At 62.2% G+C, this 19,768-nt stretch carries 16 protein-coding genes; 12 read left to right on the top strand and 4 right to left on the bottom strand.

The window, feature by feature from the left end; translation table 11 throughout:
* Window positions 1-106 precede the first annotated feature (106 nt).
* Window positions 107-1,051, top strand: coding sequence for a GlxA family transcriptional regulator (locus tag N805_RS20765; protein WP_019471315.1), 945 nt, complete (start codon window positions 107-109; stop codon window positions 1,049-1,051).
* A gap of 127 nt (window positions 1,052-1,178) precedes the next feature.
* Here the strand turns inward: N805_RS20765 and N805_RS20760 are convergent, their stop codons facing one another.
* Complete coding sequence (locus N805_RS20760) at window positions 1,179-1,580, bottom strand: lysozyme inhibitor LprI family protein (protein ID WP_019470204.1); 402 nt, start codon at window positions 1,578-1,580, stop codon at window positions 1,179-1,181.
* 283 nt (window positions 1,581-1,863) lie between these two features.
* Here N805_RS20760 and N805_RS20755 point away from each other — a divergent pair, with 283 nt between their 5' ends.
* From N805_RS20755 to N805_RS20725, 7 genes are all read left to right on the top strand, one after another.
* Window positions 1,864-2,841, top strand: coding sequence for a dipeptidase (locus N805_RS20755; RefSeq protein ID WP_019470203.1), 978 nt, complete (start codon window positions 1,864-1,866; stop codon window positions 2,839-2,841).
* A 77-nt stretch (window positions 2,842-2,918) separates the two neighbouring features.
* Complete coding sequence (locus N805_RS20750; RefSeq protein WP_019470202.1) at window positions 2,919-3,449, top strand: DUF5943 domain-containing protein; 531 nt, start codon at window positions 2,919-2,921, stop codon at window positions 3,447-3,449.
* 15 nt (window positions 3,450-3,464) lie between these two features.
* Entirely contained in the window at window positions 3,465-5,525 is a 2,061-nt protein-coding gene (dgcA, locus tag N805_RS20745) for a dimethylglycine demethylation protein DgcA (protein WP_019470201.1), read from the top strand.
* A 176-nt stretch (window positions 5,526-5,701) separates the two neighbouring features.
* The gene (dgcB, locus tag N805_RS20740) at window positions 5,702-7,654 is read left to right on the top strand and encodes a dimethylglycine demethylation protein DgcB (RefSeq protein ID WP_019470200.1); all 1,953 of its coding nucleotides are present in this window, start codon (window positions 5,702-5,704) and stop codon (window positions 7,652-7,654) included.
* Complete coding sequence (locus N805_RS20735; RefSeq protein WP_019470199.1) at window positions 7,654-8,886, top strand: electron transfer flavoprotein subunit alpha/FixB family protein; 1,233 nt, start codon at window positions 7,654-7,656, stop codon at window positions 8,884-8,886. Before dgcB ends, N805_RS20735 begins: the two co-directional genes overlap by 1 nt.
* A 10-nt stretch (window positions 8,887-8,896) precedes the next feature.
* On the top strand, window positions 8,897-9,667 hold the full coding sequence (locus N805_RS20730) for an electron transfer flavoprotein subunit beta (protein WP_016484524.1): 771 nt from the start codon (window positions 8,897-8,899) through the stop codon (window positions 9,665-9,667).
* A gap of 616 nt (window positions 9,668-10,283) precedes the next feature.
* On the top strand, window positions 10,284-11,363 hold the full coding sequence (locus N805_RS20725; protein ID WP_230685689.1) for an RHS repeat-associated core domain-containing protein: 1,080 nt from the start codon (window positions 10,284-10,286) through the stop codon (window positions 11,361-11,363).
* An 82-nt stretch (window positions 11,364-11,445) separates the two neighbouring features.
* On the opposite strand, the gene gbcA is transcribed toward N805_RS20725, so the two are convergent.
* A complete protein-coding gene (gene gbcA, locus N805_RS20720) occupies window positions 11,446-12,738 on the bottom strand; it encodes a glycine-betaine demethylase subunit GbcA (protein WP_019470197.1) in 1,293 nt (430 codons plus the stop codon).
* A gap of 308 nt (window positions 12,739-13,046) precedes the next feature.
* Here gbcA and gbcB point away from each other — a divergent pair, with 308 nt between their 5' ends.
* Complete coding sequence (gene gbcB / locus N805_RS20715; RefSeq protein WP_019470196.1) at window positions 13,047-14,147, top strand: glycine-betaine demethylase subunit GbcB; 1,101 nt, start codon at window positions 13,047-13,049, stop codon at window positions 14,145-14,147.
* Window positions 14,148-14,360: 213 nt separating this feature from the next.
* Here the strand turns inward: gbcB and N805_RS20710 are convergent, their stop codons facing one another.
* Together N805_RS20710 and N805_RS20705 are read right to left on the bottom strand one after the other, a co-directional pair.
* Window positions 14,361-14,816 carry an REP-associated tyrosine transposase gene (locus N805_RS20710; RefSeq protein ID WP_019470195.1) on the bottom strand — a complete coding sequence of 152 codons (456 nt, stop codon included), beginning with the start codon at window positions 14,814-14,816 and terminating at the stop codon, window positions 14,361-14,363.
* A 350-nt stretch (window positions 14,817-15,166) separates the two neighbouring features.
* Window positions 15,167-16,792, bottom strand: coding sequence for a methyl-accepting chemotaxis protein (locus N805_RS20705; protein WP_019470194.1), 1,626 nt, complete (start codon window positions 16,790-16,792; stop codon window positions 15,167-15,169).
* A 276-nt stretch (window positions 16,793-17,068) separates the two neighbouring features.
* On the opposite strand from N805_RS20705, the gene N805_RS20700 reads away from it, so the two are divergent.
* From N805_RS20700 to mcpH, 3 genes are all read left to right on the top strand, one after another.
* Window positions 17,069-17,299 (top strand): hypothetical protein, encoded by a 231-nt coding sequence (locus tag N805_RS20700; RefSeq protein ID WP_019470193.1) that lies wholly within the window; start codon window positions 17,069-17,071, stop codon window positions 17,297-17,299.
* The gene (locus tag N805_RS20695) at window positions 17,296-17,598 is read left to right on the top strand and encodes a cell division protein ZapA (protein WP_019470192.1); all 303 of its coding nucleotides are present in this window, start codon (window positions 17,296-17,298) and stop codon (window positions 17,596-17,598) included. The genes N805_RS20700 and N805_RS20695 overlap by 4 nt, the downstream gene beginning before the upstream one ends.
* A 186-nt stretch (window positions 17,599-17,784) precedes the next feature.
* Window positions 17,785-19,722 (top strand): methyl-accepting chemotaxis protein McpH, encoded by a 1,938-nt coding sequence (gene mcpH / locus N805_RS20690; RefSeq protein ID WP_019470191.1) that lies wholly within the window; start codon window positions 17,785-17,787, stop codon window positions 19,720-19,722.
* The last annotated feature ends 46 nt before the right edge of the window (window positions 19,723-19,768 follow it).

Below are 19,768 nucleotides of genomic sequence, written 5' to 3'. Positions count from 1 at the left end.
GTCTCTCTGGGCCGTGTGAACACGCTACGCTGCACGCAGGGTGAAAAATCGCACCCTGGCGACCAACACTTGCACGGAGGCGACCACCTTTGCCGTGGAGCATGCAATGCTGCAAAACATTCACTTTCTGCTGTTGCCCGGGTTCTCGGCCATGGGCTTCATCAGTGCCCTGGAGCCGCTGCGGGTAGCCAACCGGTTCAAGGGGCCGTCGTACCGCTGGCAGGTGCTGAGCCTGGATGGCGGGGCGGTGCAGGCCAGCAACGGCATGTCGGTAAACGCCGATGCGGCCCTGGCCGCGGGCGAGCCTGCCGGCATTCTGCTGATCGTGGCCGGTTTCGATCCCCTGGCCTGTTATGGCCCGGCGCTGCAACAGGCGCTACGCCGCCTGGATCATGAAGGGGTGATATTGGGCGGCATCGATACCGGTGCCGTTGTGCTGGCCGAGTCCGGCCTGCTCGACGGCCACCGCGCCACCGTGCACTGGGAGGCACTGGAAGCGTTCAAGGAAAACTACCCGAGCCTGCAGGCGACCCAGGAGCTGTTCGAGATCGACCGTAGGCGCATCACCTGCGCTGGCGGTACGGCGTCGATCGACCTGATGCTGGACCTGATTGCACAGGCTCACGGCAGCGAGCTGGCAGTGCAGGTGTCGGAACAATTCGTGCTCGGGCGTATCCGCCAGCGACAGGACCATCAGCGCATGCAGATTGCCAGCCGCTATGGCATCAGCAACAAGAAGCTGGTGAAGGTGATTGGCGAAATGGAGCGCAATACCGAACAGCCGCTCAATACCCAGGTGCTGGCAGAAGTGGTGCAGGTGACCCGGCGGCAGCTGGAGCGGCTGTTTCGCGTGCACCTGGATGACACGCCCAGTGGGTTCTATTTGCGGCTGCGGCTGGACAAGGCACGGCAGTTGTTGCGCCAGACCGACATGAGTGTGCTGGAGGTGGGGGTGGCTTGCGGGTTCGAGTCGGCTTCGTACTTTACCCGCTGTTACCGGGCGCGGTACCAGCGTTGCCCGCGGGAGGACAGGTTGGCCAGGGCAGTTTGATTTCCTCTTGCACTGGCCCTATCGCCGGCAAGCCAGCTCCCACAGGTATTGCACAGGTTTTGAATGCTGTGGGGTACCTGTGGGAGCTGGCTTGCCGGCGATAGGGCCTGTGCAGGAAACAGGGATTTCACTGCTGGCCAATGGACTGCAAATACTCCGACCGGTCATCACTGCGCTGGGCCACGCAGGTATCCCAGGCCGCCTGGAATGCCTTGCTCCCCTGCTTCTCGGCATAGGTCTCGACCTTGCAATCAGCATCGCGCAGTTGTGTCCACAGCTTCTCTGCCGCATCCATGCGCCCGATCAGGGCAGTGGCCTGGTCGCCTTCGTCGGCATATTGATCGCGGATGCGCTGGATCAGGTCATCGTAAGCCGACTTCAACTCCCGCTCGGCCGTCTGCTTGTTGAACGCCGCGCAGGCGTAGGTCTGCTGGTCGGTCTCGACGTTGTCGCACGGGGTGCTTTCTTCCTCGCCGGCCTGGGCGCCGGATACGACGGCCAGCAATACCAGCCATGCCAATGATTTCATCCCTTTTCTCCTCAACAGGCTGACGAATCGCAGGGATTCTCGCTCAGACGAAGGCGCGGTGGTAGCCACCTGTCCAAATGTTCATAAAGCAGCCAGAAATGTCGTTATCGAGACTGTCTCTCATCGCCAGAAGGCGTGCCAGAGGGCGTGTTGTCGCGCATTGACGCTTTCGGCAAACCCCCTGTCGTTTTTGCATCGGGGCGCCTTTGGGCACAGGCATATGCTGGCCCCAAAGCGCCGACACAAGGTTTGGCGCCAACATTCAATAAAAGGGGACAGCCTGATGAGCCCAGCCGAACTTCACGCCGACAGCATCGTCATCGACGGCCTGATCATTGCCAAATGGAACCGCGAGCTGTTCGAGGACATGCGCAAAGGCGGGCTGACTGCGGCCAACTGCACGGTGTCGGTTTGGGAAGGCTTCAAGGCAACCGTCGACCAGATCGCCGCCAGCCAGAAGCTGATCCGCGACAACGGCGACCTGGTGATGCCGGTGCGCACCACCGCCGACATCCGCAAGGCCAAGGAACTGGGCAAGACTGGCATCCTGTTCGGCTTCCAGAACGCCCATGCATTCGAAGACCAGATCGCCTACGTGGACGTGTTCAAGCAGCTGGGCGTGGGCATCGTGCAGATGTGCTACAACACCCAGAACCTGGTAGGCACCGGTTGCTACGAGCGTGACGGCGGCTTGTCGGGCTTCGGCCGCGAGATCGTGGCGGAAATGAACCGCGTCGGCATCATGTGCGACCTGTCCCATGTCGGCTCCAAGACCTCCGAAGAGGTCATCCTCGAATCGAAAAAACCGGTCTGCTACTCCCACTGCCTGCCGTCGGGCCTTAAAGAGCACCCGCGCAACAAGTCGGACGCAGAGCTGAAGTTCATCGCCGACCACGGCGGCTTCGTCGGCGTGACCATGTTCGCGCCGTTCCTGGCCAAAGGCATCGACTCGACCATCGACGACTACGCCGAAGCCATCGAGTACACCATGAACATCGTCGGTGAAGACGCCATCGGTATCGGCACCGACTTCACCCAGGGCCATGGCCAGGAGTTCTTCGAGTACCTGACCCACGACAAGGGCTACGCCCGTCGCCTGACCAACTTCGGCAAGATCATCAACCCGCTGGGCATCCGCACCGTGGGCGAATTCCCCAACCTCACCGAAACCTTGCTCAAGCGCGGCCACTCCGAGCGTGTGGTGCGCAAGATCATGGGCGAGAACTGGGTCAACGTCCTGAAGGACGTCTGGGGCGAGTAAGCCGCTCTCCAAGCCTGATAGCCCCTGCCAGCAACGCCGGGGCACCCACATAAAAATTTGTATGGAGTTGAGTTTCCATGGCCAAGATCGCCCCGCAATTGCCAATCGAAGTCGACAGCGAGACCGGTGTCTGGACCAGCGACGCCTTGCCGATGCTGTACGTGCCGCGCCATTTCTTCGTCAACAACCACATGGGCATCGAGGAAGTGCTGGGCGCCGACGCCTACGCCGAGATCCTCTACAAGGCCGGCTACAAGTCCGCTTGGCACTGGTGTGAGAAAGAAGCCGAGTGCCATGGCCTGGAAGGCGTGGCGGTGTTTGAGCACTACATGAAGCGCCTGTCCCAGCGTGGCTGGGGCCTGTTCGAGATCCAGGACATCGACCTGGACAAAGGCACCTGCAGTGTCAAGCTCAAGCATTCGGCGTTCGTGTACGTGTACGGCAAGGTTGGCCGCAAGGTCGACTACATGTTCACCGGCTGGTTCGCCGGCGCAATGGACCAGATTCTCGCTGCCCGTGGCAGCTCGATCCGCACCGTGGCCGAACAAGTCTACGGTGGGTCGGAGGAAGGCCACGAAGATGGCCTGTTCGTTACAAAGCCGTTGTAAGCCGGAGATAGCGTCATGGCATTCGAAGCAATGTTCCAGCCGATCCAGATCGGCAAACTGACCATCCGCAACCGCGTGCTCAGCACCGCGCACGCCGAGGTCTACGCCACTGACGGCGGCATGACGACCGACCGCTACGTGAAGTACTACGAAGAGAAGGCAAAGGGCGGCATCGGCCTGGCGATCTGCGGCGGCTCGTCCGTCGTCGCCATCGACAGCCCGCAGGAATGGTGGGCGTCGGTCAACCTGTCGACCGACCGCATCATCCCGCACTTCCAGAACCTGGCCGACGCCATGCACAAGCATGGCGCCAAGATCATGATCCAGATTACCCACATGGGCCGTCGCTCGCGCTGGGACGGCTTCAACTGGCCAACCCTGATGTCGCCGTCGGGCATCCGCGAACCGGTGCACCGCGCCACCTGCAAGACCATCGAGGTGGAAGAGATCTGGCGCGTCATCGGCAACTACGCGCAGGCTGCGCGGCGTGCTAAAGAGGGCGGGCTGGACGGCGTCGAACTGTCGGCGGTGCACCAGCACATGATCGACCAGTTCTGGAGCCCGCGGGTCAACAAGCGTACCGACGAATGGGGCGGCACGTTTGAAGGCCGCATGAAGTTCGGCCTGGAAGTATTGAAAGCCGTGCGCGCCGAAGTGGGCGACGACTTCTGCGTGGGCATGCGTCTCTGTGGCGACGAGTTCCACCCGGATGGCCTCAGCCACGAGGACATGAAGCAGATTGCCGCCTACTACGACGGCACCGGCATGCTCGACTTCATTGGCGTGGTTGGTTCGGGTTGCGACACCCACAACACCCTGGCCAACGTCATCCCCAACATGAGCTACCCGCCAGAGCCGTTCCTGCACCTGGCAGCCGGCATCAAGGAAGTGGTCAAGGTCCCGGTGCTGCACGCGCAGAACATCAAGGACCCGAACCAGGCCACGCGCATCCTTGAAGGCGGCTACGTAGACATGGTCGGCATGACCCGTGCGCACATGGCCGACCCGCACCTGATTGCCAAGATCAAGATGGGCCAGATTGACCAGATCAAGCAGTGCGTTGGTGCCAACTACTGCATCGACCGCCAGTACCAGGGCCTGGATGTACTGTGCATCCAGAACGCCGCGACCTCCCGTGAATACATGGGTGTGCCGCACATCATCGAAAAAACCACCGGCGTCAAACGCAAGGTGGTGGTGGTTGGCGCAGGCCCGGCCGGCATGGAAGCAGCCCGCGTGGCCGCCGAACGTGGCCACGACGTGACCCTGTTCGAGAAGAAAGACCAGATCGGCGGGCAGATCACCATTGCCGCCAAGGCACCGCAGCGTGACCAGATCGCCGGCATCACCCGCTGGTACCAGCTGGAGCTGGCGCGCCTGAAAGTGGACCTGCGCCTGGGTACCGCTGCCAGCGTGGACGCCATCCAGGACCTGCGCCCGGACGTTATCGTGCTGGCGGTGGGTGGCCATCCGTTCGTCGAGCAGAACGAGCACTGGGGCGCTGCCGAAGGGCTGGTGGTCAGCAGCTGGGATGTGCTCGACGGCAAGGTTGCGCCGGGCAAGAACGTGCTGGTGTACGACACCATCTGTGAATTCACCGGTATGTCGGCGGCAGACTTCGTCGCCGACAAAGGCAGCCAGGTCGAGATCGTCACCGACGACATCAAGCCGGGCGTGGCCATGGGCGGCACGACCTTCCCGACCTACTACCGCAGCATGTACCCGAAAGAAGTGATCATGACCGGCGACATGATGCTGGAAAAGGTCTACCGCGAAGGCGACAAGCTGGTGGCGGTGCTGGAGAACGAATACACCGGCGCCAAGGAAGAACGCGTGGTCGACCAGGTGGTGATCGAGAACGGCGTGCGGCCTGATGAAGCGCTGTACTACGCGCTGAAGGACGGCTCGCGCAACAAGGGCCAGATCGATGTGGAGGCGCTGTTTGCCATCAAGCCACAGCCGATCCTCAGCCAGCCGGGCGAAGGTTACCTGCTGTACCGCATCGGCGACTGCGTGGCCCAGCGCAACGTGCACGCGGCGATCTACGACGCCTTGCGCCTGTGCAAGGATTTCTGATCGATCCAAATTTTCGCCACAGGGCATGGTCCCTGTGGGAGCGGGTTCACCCGCGAATGCGTCAGCACAAGCAACAGCGTTGTCTGATCGGACGCATTCGCGGGTAAACCCGCTCCCACAGGGGCCAATCCCAGCTTCAGAGTGGCGCAAGAATCTAGCTGTTGTGGGAGCCTCCCATGTTGAACACCCTTCTACCCATCCTGCTGTTCGCTGCCCTTGGCCTGGCGGTGCTCGGCGCCCTGCGCCGGGTGCGCATGTGGCGGCGGGGCCGGGCCTCCAAGGTCGACCTGATCGGCGGCTTGCTGGCCATGCCGCGCCGTTACCTGGTGGACCTGCACCACGTGGTCGAGCGCGACAAATACATGTCCAAGACCCACGTGGCCACCGCAGGCGGCTTCGTGCTGTCGGCTGCCTTGGCGATCCTGGTGCATGGCTTTGGCCTGCAGAGCAAAATCCTCGGCTACGCGTTGCTGGTAGCCACGGTGATCATGTTTACCGGCGCCCTCTTTGTCTTCAAACGCCGCCTCAACCCGCCTGCGCGCCTGTCCAAAGGCCCGTGGATGCGCTTGCCGAAGAGCCTGCTGGTGTTCGCCGCAAGCTTCTTCATTGCCACCCTGCCGGTCGCCGGTATCCTGCCCGCCAACACGGGTGGCTGGGTGATGGTTGCTGTGCTCGGCCTGGGCGTGCTGTGGGGCGTGTCGGAGCTGTTCTTCGGCATGACCTGGGGCGGCCCGATGAAGCACGCCTTCGCCGGTGCCCTGCACCTGGCCTGGCACCGCCGTGCCGAGCGCTTCGGCGGCGGCCGTTCCACCGGCCTCAAGCCGCTGGACCTGGAAGACCCCAACGCACCGCTGGGCGTGGAAAAGCCGGCGGACTTCACCTGGAACCAGCTGCTGGGCTTCGACGCCTGCGTGCAGTGCGGTAAATGTGAAGCCATGTGCCCGGCCTTTGCCGCTGGCCAGCCGCTGAACCCGAAAAAGCTCATTCAGGACATGGTCATCGGCCTGGCCGGTGGCACGGACGCCAAGTTTGCCGGCAGCCCTTACCCGGGCAAGCCGATTGGTGAACATGGCGGTCATCCGCATCAGCCGATCGTCAATGGCCTGGTCGACGCTGAAACGCTGTGGTCGTGCACCACCTGCCGAGCCTGCGTCGAGGAATGCCCGATGATGATCGAGCATGTCGATGCCATCGTCGACATGCGCCGTCACCTCACCCTGGAAAAGGGCGCCACCCCGAACAAGGGCGCCGAGGTGCTGGATAACCTGATCGCCACCGACAACCCCGGCGGCTTCGCCCCCGGCGGTCGCATGAACTGGGCAGCCGACCTCAACCTGAAACTGCTGTCGGAGGTGAAAACCACCGAGGTGCTGTTCTGGGTTGGCGATGGTGCCTTCGACATGCGCAACCAGCGCACGCTGCGTTCGTTTGTCAAAGTACTGAAGGCCTCGGGCGTGGACTTTGCCGTGCTCGGGCTGGAAGAACGCGACAGTGGCGACGTTGCCCGCCGCCTGGGCGACGAAGCGACCTTCCAGCAACTGGCCAAACGCAACATCCAGACCCTGGCCAAGTACAAGTTCCAGCGCATCGTCACCTGCGACCCGCACAGCTTCCATGTGCTGAAGAACGAGTACGGCGCATTGGGCGGCGAGTACCAGGTGCAGCACCACAGCACCTACATTGCCGAACTGATCGCGGCCAACAAGCTCAACCTCGGCCAGCACAAGGGCGGCAGCGTCACCTACCACGACCCGTGCTACCTGGGCCGCTACAACGGTGAGTACGAAGCGCCGCGTGAAGTGCTCAAGGCGCTGGGTATCGAAGTGCGCGAGATGCAGCGCTCGGGCTTCCGTTCCCGTTGCTGCGGCGGCGGTGGCGGTGCGCCGATCACTGACATCCCTGGCAAGCAGCGTATCCCCGACATGCGCATGGACGACATCCGCGAGACCGAGGCCGAGCTGGTGGCCGTGGGTTGCCCACAGTGCACCGCCATGCTCGAAGGCGTGGTCGAGCCGCGCCCGCAAATCAAGGACCTGGCCGAGCTGGTGGCCGACGTGCTGATCGAAGAGGACGCGCCCACTGCCCCAAAGCCGCAAACGGCTAAACGTGAACCTGCGGAGGTGCACTGATGAGCGACATTATCCGCCGCGACCCACGGGCCGAGTGGATCGCCCGTAACCGCCTGCACCCGCTGCATGCGGCCATGCAGACGCAACAGACCAGCTGGATGGGCCCCAATGGCCTGATCCGCAAGAACCCCCATGCGATTGCCGCAGGCTTTATCGGCCCGGCCGGCATCAAGCGCATCGACCGCAGCGGCGCCCAGCAGGGCACGGGTGTGGGCGGGCGGCGCACGGCGGCGGCAGAGGTCAAGCTGCCGCTGCACCAGGTGCCCGCGCCGGCGTTCTACATCGCCGTGGTGCCGGACATGGTCGGTGGCCGCCTGAGCAGCCACGACCGCGATCTGCTCGGCCTGGCCCACAGCCTGGCCGGCAGTGACGGCGCGGTGCTGGCGGTGGTGTTTGGCGAGCACAAGGAAAGCAACTTTTCCACAGCCGGTGTCGACCGCCTGCTGGTCATCGAAGGCGAGGCTTTCGAGGGTTATGCACCGGAGCAACTGGTGCAGGGCCTGCGGGCTGTGGATAACCAGTTCACCCCGCGCCACTGGCTGCTGCCCGACAGCCGCACCGGTGGCGGCGAACTGGGCCGACGCCTGGGCGCGGCGCTGGGCGAGCGCCCGGCCACGCGGGTGTGGCAGGTCAAGGACGGCCAGTGCATCGGCCGCGCCGGTGCCGGCCAGCAAGACCTGCAACGCGCTGTACCACGGCTGATCCTGGCAGCGGCCGAGTGTGCCGAGCCGGTCAGCGAAACCCGCCACGAAGCGTTGCCGGTGGAGTTGTCCACAAGCGTGGCGCGCAGCCTGTCGCGCATCGAAGACCTGGGCTCGGTGGCCGTGGACCCGGCCACCATTGCCATGGCCGAGGCCGAGTTCATCATCTCGGGCGGCAACGGCGTCAAGGACTGGGACCTGTACCACCAGGCCACCGCAGCCCTTGGCGCCACCGAAGGCGCCTCGCGGGTGGCGGTGGACGATGGCTTCATGCCGCGCAACCGCCAGGTGGGTGCTACCGGCACCTGGGTGACCGCGCGCGTGTACGTGGCTGTGGGTATCTCGGGTGCGATCCAGCACCTGCAGGGTATCGGCGCCTGCGACAAGGTGGTGGCGATCAACATGGACCCGGGTTGCGACATGATCAAACGGGCCGACCTGTCGGTGATTGGCGACAGCTCGGCGATTCTCAAGGCACTGATCGAGGCTGTGGACAACTACCGCAGCGGCGGCCAGCGCGACGCGGCATAAGGGCACGAGCATGAGTACGAAAGTGATCAGCCTGGTTTCCATCGGTGCTCACCCAAGCTCCGGGCGCGCCCGCCGCGCCGAGCAGGATGCCCGCGCCGTGGAACTGGGTTTGCAGCTGGCTGGGGATAACTTGCAGGTGGTACATGCCGGCAACCCGCAGGAAGAAGCGCTGCGCGCCTACCTGGGCATGGGGCTGGACCATCTTGACGTGCTGGAGCAGCCGGCCGGTGCCGATGTGCTTGGCGTGCTGGGGGATTACCTGCGCGACGCCGGCGCGCAATTGGTGCTGACCGGCAGCCAGGCCGAGACGGGTGAAGGGTCGGGCATGTTGCCGTTCCTGCTGGCCGAAAAACTTGGCTGGCCGTTGATTGTGGGGTTGGCCGAGGTGGAGTCGATCGAGAACGGCACCGCCCAGGTATTGCAGGCCTTGCCGCGGGGTCAGCGGCGCCGGCTGAAAGTGCGCCTGCCGTTGCTGGCGACTGTGGATAACGCTGCGCCCAAGCCGCGCCAGAGCGCATTCGGGCCCGCGCGACGTGGTGTGCTGGCGGCGCGTAATGTGGCCATTGTCGAAGATGAACTGCTGGCTGACGCAGAGCTGCAGCCGGCCCGTCCTCGGCCCAAGCGCCTTAAGGTGATCAAGGCCAAGAGCGGCGCCGACCGGATGAAAGCGGCGACGGCCAAGGCCAGCGGTGGTGGCGGCAAGGTGCTGAAGGATGTTTCGCCACAGGAAGGTGCTGAGGCCATCCTCAAGCTGCTGGTGGAAGAGGGCGTGCTGCGCTAAGGCCTTTACTGGCCTCATCGCCGGCAAGCCAGCTCCCACAGGATCACCACTGCCTACGGGTTCAGTGCAATACCTGTGGGAGCTGGCTTGCCGGCGATTGGCCCTGACAGGCTAATGATGTTCCCTGGCCACATTTACCGCTGCGCAGCGTAGAACCAGGAATTCTCGGGTTTGACCTTCGACGCTGATCACCCCAATCCCCGCCCTTCGTCGAACCACTTCACAGTGCCTTCTTGGCGGCTGTGCATAAGTCACTCCTGGATTATGCCAAAGTAGTAGCCATTACCCCATCACATCGCTGCATTCACGGAACTGGCAGAAATATCAGGTACGCCCGCGTTTTGCCCACGGAATCTGTTCGCCAAGGTGTGGATAAAGTGTTGGCGCATGGCTGTGGGCGTTGAATAGCGGGGCTTACAGAGTTTTGATCATAAACTGATCAGCTCTGAGCCGGCTCCTCAGACACAATTATGCATACCTCTGGCTGGTTTTGCCCACAATCGCTGTTAGCGGGTCTGTGGATAATCTGTTCGGCACTACCTGAAAGCCGCGCAGGTCATGGCTTGTGAGGAGTTGATTAGAAAATGATCAAATTGGGGCGAATGCCTCCTGATCCATGATTATCAAGGCCTTGAATCGCTTATCCACAGAACAAAGGCTGCATTGCCGCGTTTTGCTCACAAACTCTGTTGGTGTCTCTGTGGACAAGGTGTATGAACATCGCTGTAGCCCAGAAATCGCGGGGCCTTGGCGGGATTGGTTGAATAGTGACCAGTTGCCGGCCTGTTATTTTTGCCAGTACGCAAACGCAACGTCCCTCATTACCCTGTCCACACGCTCCCGTGAATTGTGGATAACCATGACGACATTCCTGCTAAGCATCGACCGCCAGCACTCTGTATTGGGCAGGGGGCGTCACGAGGCGCGCGCTTTTTCGCCTTACGGTGCCTTGAGCACCGCACTACTACCAGGGCTGGCTTTCTGTGGTCAGCATCTGGATCCGCTGACAGGCTGTTATCCGCTGGGCAATGGTCGCCGCTTCTACAGTCCGAGCCTGAGGCGGTTCATCAGCGCTGACTCGCTAAGCCCGTTCGGCAAGGGAGGTATCCATGCATACGGCTATTGTGGCGGCGATCCCGTGAATCGCCATGACCCGAGCGGGGCCTTCTGGGGTGTCGTGCTCAGAATCGTTGGCGTGGCGTCCAGCGGTGCTACGTTGTTCGGCTCGTTGGCACGTACTGCCAAGAATGTAGCGGGGCGCAGGGCCGCTTTCCGGGCCAACAATAATCCTGCGGGGGTAGACGGGCCCGTGCCCTCCGTGCCCCATCAGGAGCTGCCTCATGCATCCAGAGTCTCGAATCAGCAGTTTTTCCTTACCGGGAGCGCTGGGGTAGCTGGGCAGTTGGCTGCTGCGATCTCTGGTGTGTCGCCTGCCGTCCAGACAGTGACGGATATATTGGGCGTGGTGAATTCAGTCACCAACCTGAGCGGCGGTTCGATAGGTAACTTTGCTGCAGCACGTGAGGTGGGAAGTTACTTGTGGGCAAACCCGCGTGAAATTCCCGTGGTTGCTCTGGAGACTTTGATGGATGTGACGATGGTGGCGGAGATTCCTGCTTACGTGGCGCTGGGGTTTACAGCAGTAGCGAAAGGGATGAGGTCAGCGCGCCCGACCCCGCACGACGTCCCCGTGTAGCGGCAGGCCAAGGTATCCAAACGTCGGCCGACGCGCTCCAACTCGCCAGGCAAGTGGAGCGCGGCAGGCTAACGCTAAATACTCACTGCGCCTTCACCTCTTTCAGGTAAGCAGCAGGCTCTGCGCCCAAGTTGGCCAACACGCGGTCGCTGTACCAATCAATGAAGTTCACCACACCAAACTCGTAGGTCTTCGAGTAAGGCCCAGGCTGGTACGCCGTGGAGTTGATGCCACGCTGGTTTTCTTCCGCCAGTCGGCGGTCCTGGTCGTTGGTGGCGTCCCACACCTTGCGCATGCGCTCAGGGTCGTAGTCCACACCTTCCACGGCGTCCTTGTGCACCAGCCACTTGGTGGTGACCATGGTTTCCTGGGCGCTGATCGGCCACACGGTGAACACGATCATGTGGTCGCCCATGCAGTGGTTCCAGGAGTGCGGCAGGTGCAGGATGCGCATCGAACCCAGGTCTGGGTTCTTGATGCGGCCCATCAGCTTCTGGCAGGCCTGCTTGCCGTCCATGGTCATCGATACCGTGCCTTTGAGCAGCGGCATGCGCACGATACGGTTACGCAGGCCGTGGCTTTTGTGCAGGTACGGGATTTTTTCGGCTTCCCAGGCGGCGGCCGAAGCGGCCACGTGGTCCTTGAATTCCTGGCTGGCGCGCGGGTCGTTGGTGTCGTCCCACTCCAGCAGGGTTTGCAGCAGCTCCGGGTGCGAACCGCTGCAGTGGTAGCACTCGCGGTTGTTTTCCAGCACCAGCTTCCAGTTGGCCTTTTCCATCAAGGTGGTGTGCACCGCCACCTTGGTGTTCTCCATGTCGTACGGTTCCATGTAGTGTTCCAGGGTGGCCAGGAACTCGTCGATGGCAGGCGGGTTTTCTGCCAGGCTGATGAAGATGTAGCCGCCGGCCACCTTCACGTGTACCGGCTTCAGGCCGTAGTCCTTCATGTCGAAGTCGGCGCCCATTTCGGTGCCGGCGAACAGCAGTCGGCCGTCCAGTTCATACGTCCACTGGTGGTAATGGCAGACCAGCTTGGCCACTTTGCCTTTGTCGCTTACGCACAAACGCGAACCACGGTGGCGGCAGACGTTATGGAAGGCGTGCACCTTACCTTCGGCACCCCGTACCACCAGGATCGGGTTCTTGCCGATCTGCAGGGTGATGTAGTTGCCTTTCGCCGGAATCTCGCAGGTCATGCCGGCGATCAACCATTCTTTCTGGAAGATCTCCTGCATGTCGATCTGGAACAGACGCTCGTCGGTGTAGAAAGGCTGGGGCAGCGAGTAGGTGCGCTCGCGGGTCTGCAGCATCTCGGCGGTCGCCTTGCGTGCAGGTTCAAGTGGATCGCCCAGGCTCAGGGTTGCGGTGACGTCCATCGTGTATTCCTCGGGGCCGTATGCGGCCGGCAAAAGGTGGCTAATCGTTGTTGTTGCCGCAAGGCTGTTTTCAGCGGCTCTTTGTTTCAACAGCAGGCGTGGTTATTTGCCGTGGAGTGTGCGTCCGAAGCTGTCGCGAACCGTATCCATGGGCGACATGGCCGAATTGAATTACGACGCGCCAGCCCTTGTAGCGCGGGGCTGGTCGCGATAAGCACGCCGATGTCGCTGGCAGGAATGTACGCCGTCGCAAGCTTGCGCATTATCCGAGCCATAAAAAGCCCAATAGTCGGCTGCTGGAGATGAACATGTCCGATACCTTCCTCAATCCGGTCACCACCCAGACCTGGGCCAACGGCCGCCACATCGTGCGCTGCGTCAAGGTCATCCAGGAGACCTGGGACGTGCGCACTTTCTGCTTCATGGCCGATCAGCCGATCATGTTCTTCTTCAAACCCGGGCAGTTCGTCACCCTGGAGCTGGAGATCGAAGGCAAGCCGGTGATGCGTTCCTACACCATTTCCAGTTCGCCGTCGGTGCCCTACAGCTTCTCGATCACCGTAAAGCGCGTGCCGGGCGGGCTGGTGTCCAACTTCCTGCACGACACCATGCACGAAGGCGCCGAGCTGCCGGTGCACGGCCCGGTGGGGTTGTTCAACGCCATCGACTTCCCGGCGGGCAAGGCGCTGTACCTGTCGGGCGGTGTGGGCATCACCCCGGTCATGTCGATGGCGCGCTGGTTCTACGACACCAACGCCAACGTCGACATGGTGTTTGTGCACAGCGCGCGTTCGCCGAAGGACATCATCTACCACCGCGAGCTGGAACAGATGGCGTCGCGCATCCCCAACTTCAGCCTGCATATCATTTGCGAGAAGCATGGCCTGGGCGAGCCATGGGCGGGGTACCGCGGTTACCTGAACCAGCGGCTGATGGAGCTGATTGCCCCTGACTACATGGAGCGCGTGGTGTTCTGCTGCGGCCCGACGCCTTACATGACGGCAGTCAAGCGCATGCTCGAAGCGGTCGGCTTCGACATGAAGAACTACCACGAGGAGTCGTTCGGCGCGACGCCACCTGAGGCCAAGGCCGATGCAGTGGAGCACGCCGAGCAGGCGGCCGATGCACCGGAGCTGGATGTTTCCGACCTCAACCTGGTGGAGTTCATTGGCAGCGACAAGAGCATCCGCATCGCCCCGGGCGAGACCGTCCATGCGGCGGCGGCCAAGGTTGGCCTGATGATCCCGAAAGCTTGCGGCATGGGCATCTGCGGCACTTGCAAGGTGTTGAAGCTGGGTGGCGAAGTGGAGATGGAGCACAACGGCGGCATTACCGAAGAGGATGAAGCCGAGGGCTACATCCTGTCCTGCTGCAGCGTGCCGAAAGGGGATGTGCGGATCGATTACTGATCCAGTAATGCTGGGGCTGCTTTGCAGCCCATTCGCGGGGCAAGCCCGCTCCCACAGGTTTAGCGCGATCTTCAGGCCTGTGGTGGGGCTGCTTTGCAGCCTGTAAACCATGTCCCCGGTTTGTACTCAGGACAAGCTGGCTCTCACAGGTTTACCCCTGGTCTGAAGGTTTCGGTAAACCTGTGGGAGCGGGCTTGTCCCGCGAAAGGGCCATCAGATCCATACGGCATCCCAATGTGAGTAGTCGCCCGCACGGTCAACCAGCCCGGCTCTTATGGGATTGGCAACGATGTACCTCGCCACGTGCAGCACACTTTCTTCCCGCCGCAAGGCCCGGTCCTGATAGCCCGGCTGCCATATTTTCTTGCGTGACATGCCCCGCTGATAGAGCGCATGACTACTCCGTGATTTGAACCTGCGCATCAAGCAGCTCAACGTGCCACTTTGCAACTCAATCAGCCAATGCACATGGTCGGGCATGACCACCCAGGCCAGGGACCGGCAAAGCCCATCGAGCTCCGCCTGTCTCAGTTGCTGGATCACGCCACGGGCGTAGTTGAATTGAGTGAAGATCTGCTGACGTTCATGAGTGACCGTGGTCAGCAGGTAAAGCCCCCCCGGCTGAGAAAAACGGCCGCGGCGCAGCAGATGGGATTGGGCACAGTCCATGTGGGGTCCCTGAAGTGAGATCAGGCACAACACTAGGTGAGATGTCAGTGGCGTGAAGTGGGGAATGTTTGCTGGATGTTGATACCAATACCGGCCCCTTCGCGGGGCAAGCCCGCTCCCACAGGCTCACCGTAATCCTCAAGCCCGCAGCTCACAGTACCCTTCAAACCAGCCCAGGGCCTGAGGAAGGCTCACAGTACCCCTCAAACCAACCCAGGGCCTGAGGTAGACTCACCGTACCTCTCAAACCAGCGCAGAACCTCTGGGAGCCTAACAGCTCTCTTCAAACCAGCGAAGAACCTGTGGGAGCTGGCTTGCCGGCGATGGGCCGCAAAGCGGCCCCAACTTTTTCAGGTGCGGAAACGGGCTACCAGACCATTAAGGTCAACCGCCAGGCGCGACAGCTCAGCACTCGCCGCACTGGTCTGATGCGCCCCGGTAGCACTCTGCACCGACAGGTCATTGATGTTCACCAGGTTGCGGTCCACTTCCCGCGCCACTTGTGCCTGCTCTTCCGCCGCGCTGGCAATCACCAGGTTACGCTCGTTGATCTGCGCCACTGCCCCGGCAATGGTATCCAGCGCCATGCCCGCGCCACGGGCAATGTTCAGTGTCGACTCGGCACGTTCGGTGCTGGTGCGCATCGACTCCACTGCCTCTTCCGTACCGCCTTGAATGCTGCCGATCATCCGTTCGATCTCGCTGGTCGACTGCTGGGTACGGTGTGCCAGCGCACGCACTTCATCCGCCACCACTGCAAAACCACGGCCCGCCTCGCCGGCACGCGCCGCCTCGATGGCAGCATTGAGCGCCAGCAGGTTGGTCTGGTCGGCCAGGCCGCGGATCACGTCGAGTACCTTGCCGATGTCACGCGACTGTTCGGCCAGGTGCGTGATCAGTTTGGCAGTGGCCTGCACATCACCGCTCATGCGCTCGATGGCGCCCACGGTCTCCATCACCAGGTCACGACCGTCGCCAGTAGAACGGCTGGCTTCACTGGAGGCTTCCGAGGTGCTCACGGCATTGCGCGCCACCTCTTCCACAGCGCTGGTCATTTCAGTGACGGCAGTGGCGGCTTGTTCAATCTCGTTGTTCTGCAGTTGCAGGCCACGGGCACTTTCGTCGGTGACGGCATTCAGCTCTTCGGCGGCTGAGGCCAGCTGGGTGGCAGAGCCTGCGATCTGCTGCAGGGTGTCGCGCAGCTTGTCCTGCATGCGGCCCATGGCACGCAGCAGGCGCGCGGCTTCGTCGGTACCTTCGGCGCGGATGACATGGGTCAGGTCACCGTCGGCGACTTGCTCTGCGCACTTGAGCGCCTCATCGATCGGCTTGACGATGCTGCGGGTCAGCAGGAAGGCGCAGGCGAAGGTCAGCACGGTGGCGGCAACCAGCAGGCCGATCACCAGGGCAAAGGCCGCAGCGTACTGGCTGGCGGCTTTCTCGTTGGTGGCGCGGGTTTGGTCGGTGTTGATGCGCACCAGCGTGTCCATGACCTTGTTGATCTGTTCGGAATTGGCCAGCAGGTCGCGGTTGAGCAGGTCGCGCAGTTCGTCGACGCGGTCGGCCTGGCTGAGGCTGCGCATGCGCGATTCCAGTTGGCGGTACTGCTCAAGCAACTGGCCGTACTGGTCGAACGCGGCCTGTTCGTCGGCGGCGCCGATCATTGGCAGGTAGGCCTGGCGTGCGCGGTCGATCTGGCTGTTGCGCTGGGCCAGCAGGTTGAGGGTATCGCTTTGGATTGCAGGCTCGCGGTTGGTCAGCAGGCGGTAGGAGAGGGTGCGCATGCGCAGGTTGAGCGCGGTGATTTCGTCGAGGATCTTGATACTGGGCACACTGACTTGCTCGATAGCCACGCCCGCCTGGCGGATGTTGCCCATCTGCACCAGCGAGAAGATACCGAGGCCGAGCATCAGCAGGCCGATAAGCGCGAAGCCGAGCAGCGCGCGCGGGGCGATATTCATGTTACGTAGAGACATGGAGAGGAGGATCCAGGCAAGGGATAAAGAGTGCGCAAAGTGCGACAAAACATGACTTGCCGGGCTATCGGTCGTGACTGGCCAGTCTTGAGTGCGACCCGCAAAAATTGTGAGGCAGCTAACCTTTTCCTGACCGGCGGTTGACCCAGGTCGGAACAAGGGGGTGATTACCCTGTCAATCTGCGGGCCAGACACCTTGTGAATCCGATTTTTAATGGCGATGGGCCGCGCTTTTCTTTATCGTGTGCGCCCCTCGCAACAACCTGAGATAGACCCATGCTGGAAGCTTCCCTGAATCAAATCGAGCAACTGGTCAGCGACCTGATGCAGAAAAACGCTCAACTCACCGAGCAGAACGCTGCCCTCGGCACGCAACTGGCCCAGGCCAAGGAAGAGAACGAAACCCTGCAGCTGTCGCTGATGGAGCAGGAAGAAAAGAACGGCAGCACCGCCGCCCGCCTGCAAGCCCTGGTTGATCGCGCCAGCGCTGGCGTTGTTGGCGCATGAGATTGCAAGAGCAGCCGGTCAATGTGGTGTCGATTCTCGGCATCGACTATTCGATCAAGGCGCCCGAAGGCCAGGAAGAAACCCTGGCCCAGGCGGTGCGGATGCTCAACACCGCCCTGAACGAAACCAAGCGTCAGTACCCGACCCTGATCGGGGACAAACTGCTGGTGCTGGCTGCCCTTAACCTGTGCTCCAAACAGGTTGAACTGCAGAAAGAACATCAGCAGACCCTTGCGCGTACCCAGGCGCAGATCGACGCCACGGTGGACGCCATCGTTCGGACTATTTCAGAGTCCTGATCGATAGCTGAAAGGCCCAAGGCCGCTCCTCCAAGGGTTATGCGTTCCCCTGTAGGAGCGGCCTTGTGTCGCGATGGGCTGCGCAGCAGCCCCAACGCCCCAACTCATTGTTCCAGATCACTGGATTAACTGGATACGCAAGTGTATACACTTCCCGCAAAACAATAATGTGCGGGGGAGTAGGGCATGCGTATCTGGCGTAAAAGCATCCAGTGGCAGCTGATCACCAGCATGGGCGCCGCCCTGCTGGCCAGCATCCTGGTGGTGGTCATCATTTTCACCGTGGCGCTCAACCGCCTTACCGACCGCTACCTGGTCGACACTGCCCTGCCCGCCAGTGTCGAGGCCATCCGCAATGACATCGAGCGCATGCTCGGCCAGCCACTGGTGGCTGCGGCGGACATTGCCGGCAACACCCTGCTGCGCGACTGGCTGGCGGCCGGTGAAGACCCCGCGCACGCTGCAGCATTCATCGAATACCTGGGCGCAGCCAAACAGCGCAACCGAGCCTTCACCACCTTGTTTGCCTCGACCGAAACCGGCCACTACTACAACGAGAATGGCCTGGACCGCACCCTCAACCGCAGTAACCCCAAGGACAAGTGGTTCTACGGCTACATCGACAGCGGCGCCGAACGGTTTATCAATATCGACATTGACGGTGCCACCGGGGAGCTGGCGCTGTTCATCGATTACCGCGTGGAAAAAAATGGCCAACTGGTGGGCGTGGCCGGCATGGGCCTGCGCATGACCGAGCTGTCGAAGCTGATTCACGACTTCAGCTTTGGCGAGCATGGCAAGGTCTTCCTGGTACGTAACGACGGCCTGATCCAGGTGCACCCGGACGCAGCTTTCAGCGGCAAGCGCCAGCTCACCGAGCAGCTCGGTACGGACGCTGCCAAGGCCGTGATGACGGGCGGCGAGGGCCTGCGCAGCAGCCGTTTCAGCCGTGACGGCGAGCGTTACCTGGCGCTGGGCCTGCCCCTGCGCGACCTCAACTGGACCCTGGTAGCCGAGGTGCCGGAGTCGGAAATCTACGCACAAATGCATCAGGCGGTATGGCTGACCAGCCTGATCGGTGGCGCCGTGGCCCTGGTGTCGCTGCTGCTGGTGGTGCTGCTGGCGCGGGGCCTGGTGCGCCCTGTGCGCCGCGTCACCGCTGCGCTGGTACAGATTGGCAGTGGCGCAGGCGACCTCAGCCACCGCCTGGATGATTCGCGCGAGGACGAACTGGGTGACCTGGCCCGGGGTTTCAACCGCTTTCTCGACAGCCAGCGCAGCCTGATTGGCGAGGTGTTGCAGACTTCCGAACGGCTGCATCGGGCAGTTGAGCAGGTGACCCAAGTGGTGGACAACACGGCAGAGCGCTCAGGGCGGCAGCAGGAAATGACCGAAATGGTTGCCACTGCCGTACACGAAATGGGCCTGACCGTGCAGGACATTGCCCGCAATGCGGGTGATGCGGCGCAGGCCTCGCAGTCGGCACGGGATGAGGCCTTGCAGGCCCGCGAGGTGGTACGGCGTTCGATTCAGGGCATCGAGGGCATGTCGGGCGACATCGGCAAGGCAGCCGATGCAGTGGCGCAGTTGGCCGACGAAGTCGCTTCTATCGATGAAGTTCTGGCGGTTATCCGCAGCATTTCCGAACAAACCAATTTGCTGGCACTGAACGCTGCCATCGAGGCTGCGCGGGCAGGCGAAATGGGCCGCGGGTTTGCTGTGGTGGCCGACGAAGTGCGCACGCTGGCGCGACGCACGCAACTGTCCACTGACGAAGTGCAACAGATGATTCAGCGCCTGAAGCAGGGCGCGGGTTCGGCAGTGAGCTCAATGCAGGCGGGGCAGCAGGCGACCGGCAGTGGGGTGGAATCGAGCCAGCGCACCGGGGCGTCGCTGGGGGCGATTACCGACCAGGTGGAACACATCAGCGACATGAACCATCAGGTGGCCACGGCGACCGAGGAGCAGTCGGCGGTGACCGAAGAGATCAACCGCACGGTGCAGGGTATCTCCGACCTGGCGCGGGAGACGGCGGCAGAGGTGCAGGGCTGCCGAGAAGAGTGCCAGGCGTTGCGTGGCTTGGCTGATGACCTGGCGCGGCAGATGGGTGGGTTCAGGCTTTAGATCGGTGTGGGCTTCATCGCCGGCAAAGCCAGCTCCTACAGGATCA

This window comes from Pseudomonas putida S13.1.2 (assembly GCF_000498395.2).
Classification (GTDB): Bacteria; Pseudomonadota; Gammaproteobacteria; order Pseudomonadales; family Pseudomonadaceae; genus Aquipseudomonas; species Aquipseudomonas putida_Q.
The sequence above is the reverse complement of the archived record's forward strand: the minus strand, read 5'-3'. Positions and strand labels throughout refer to the sequence as shown.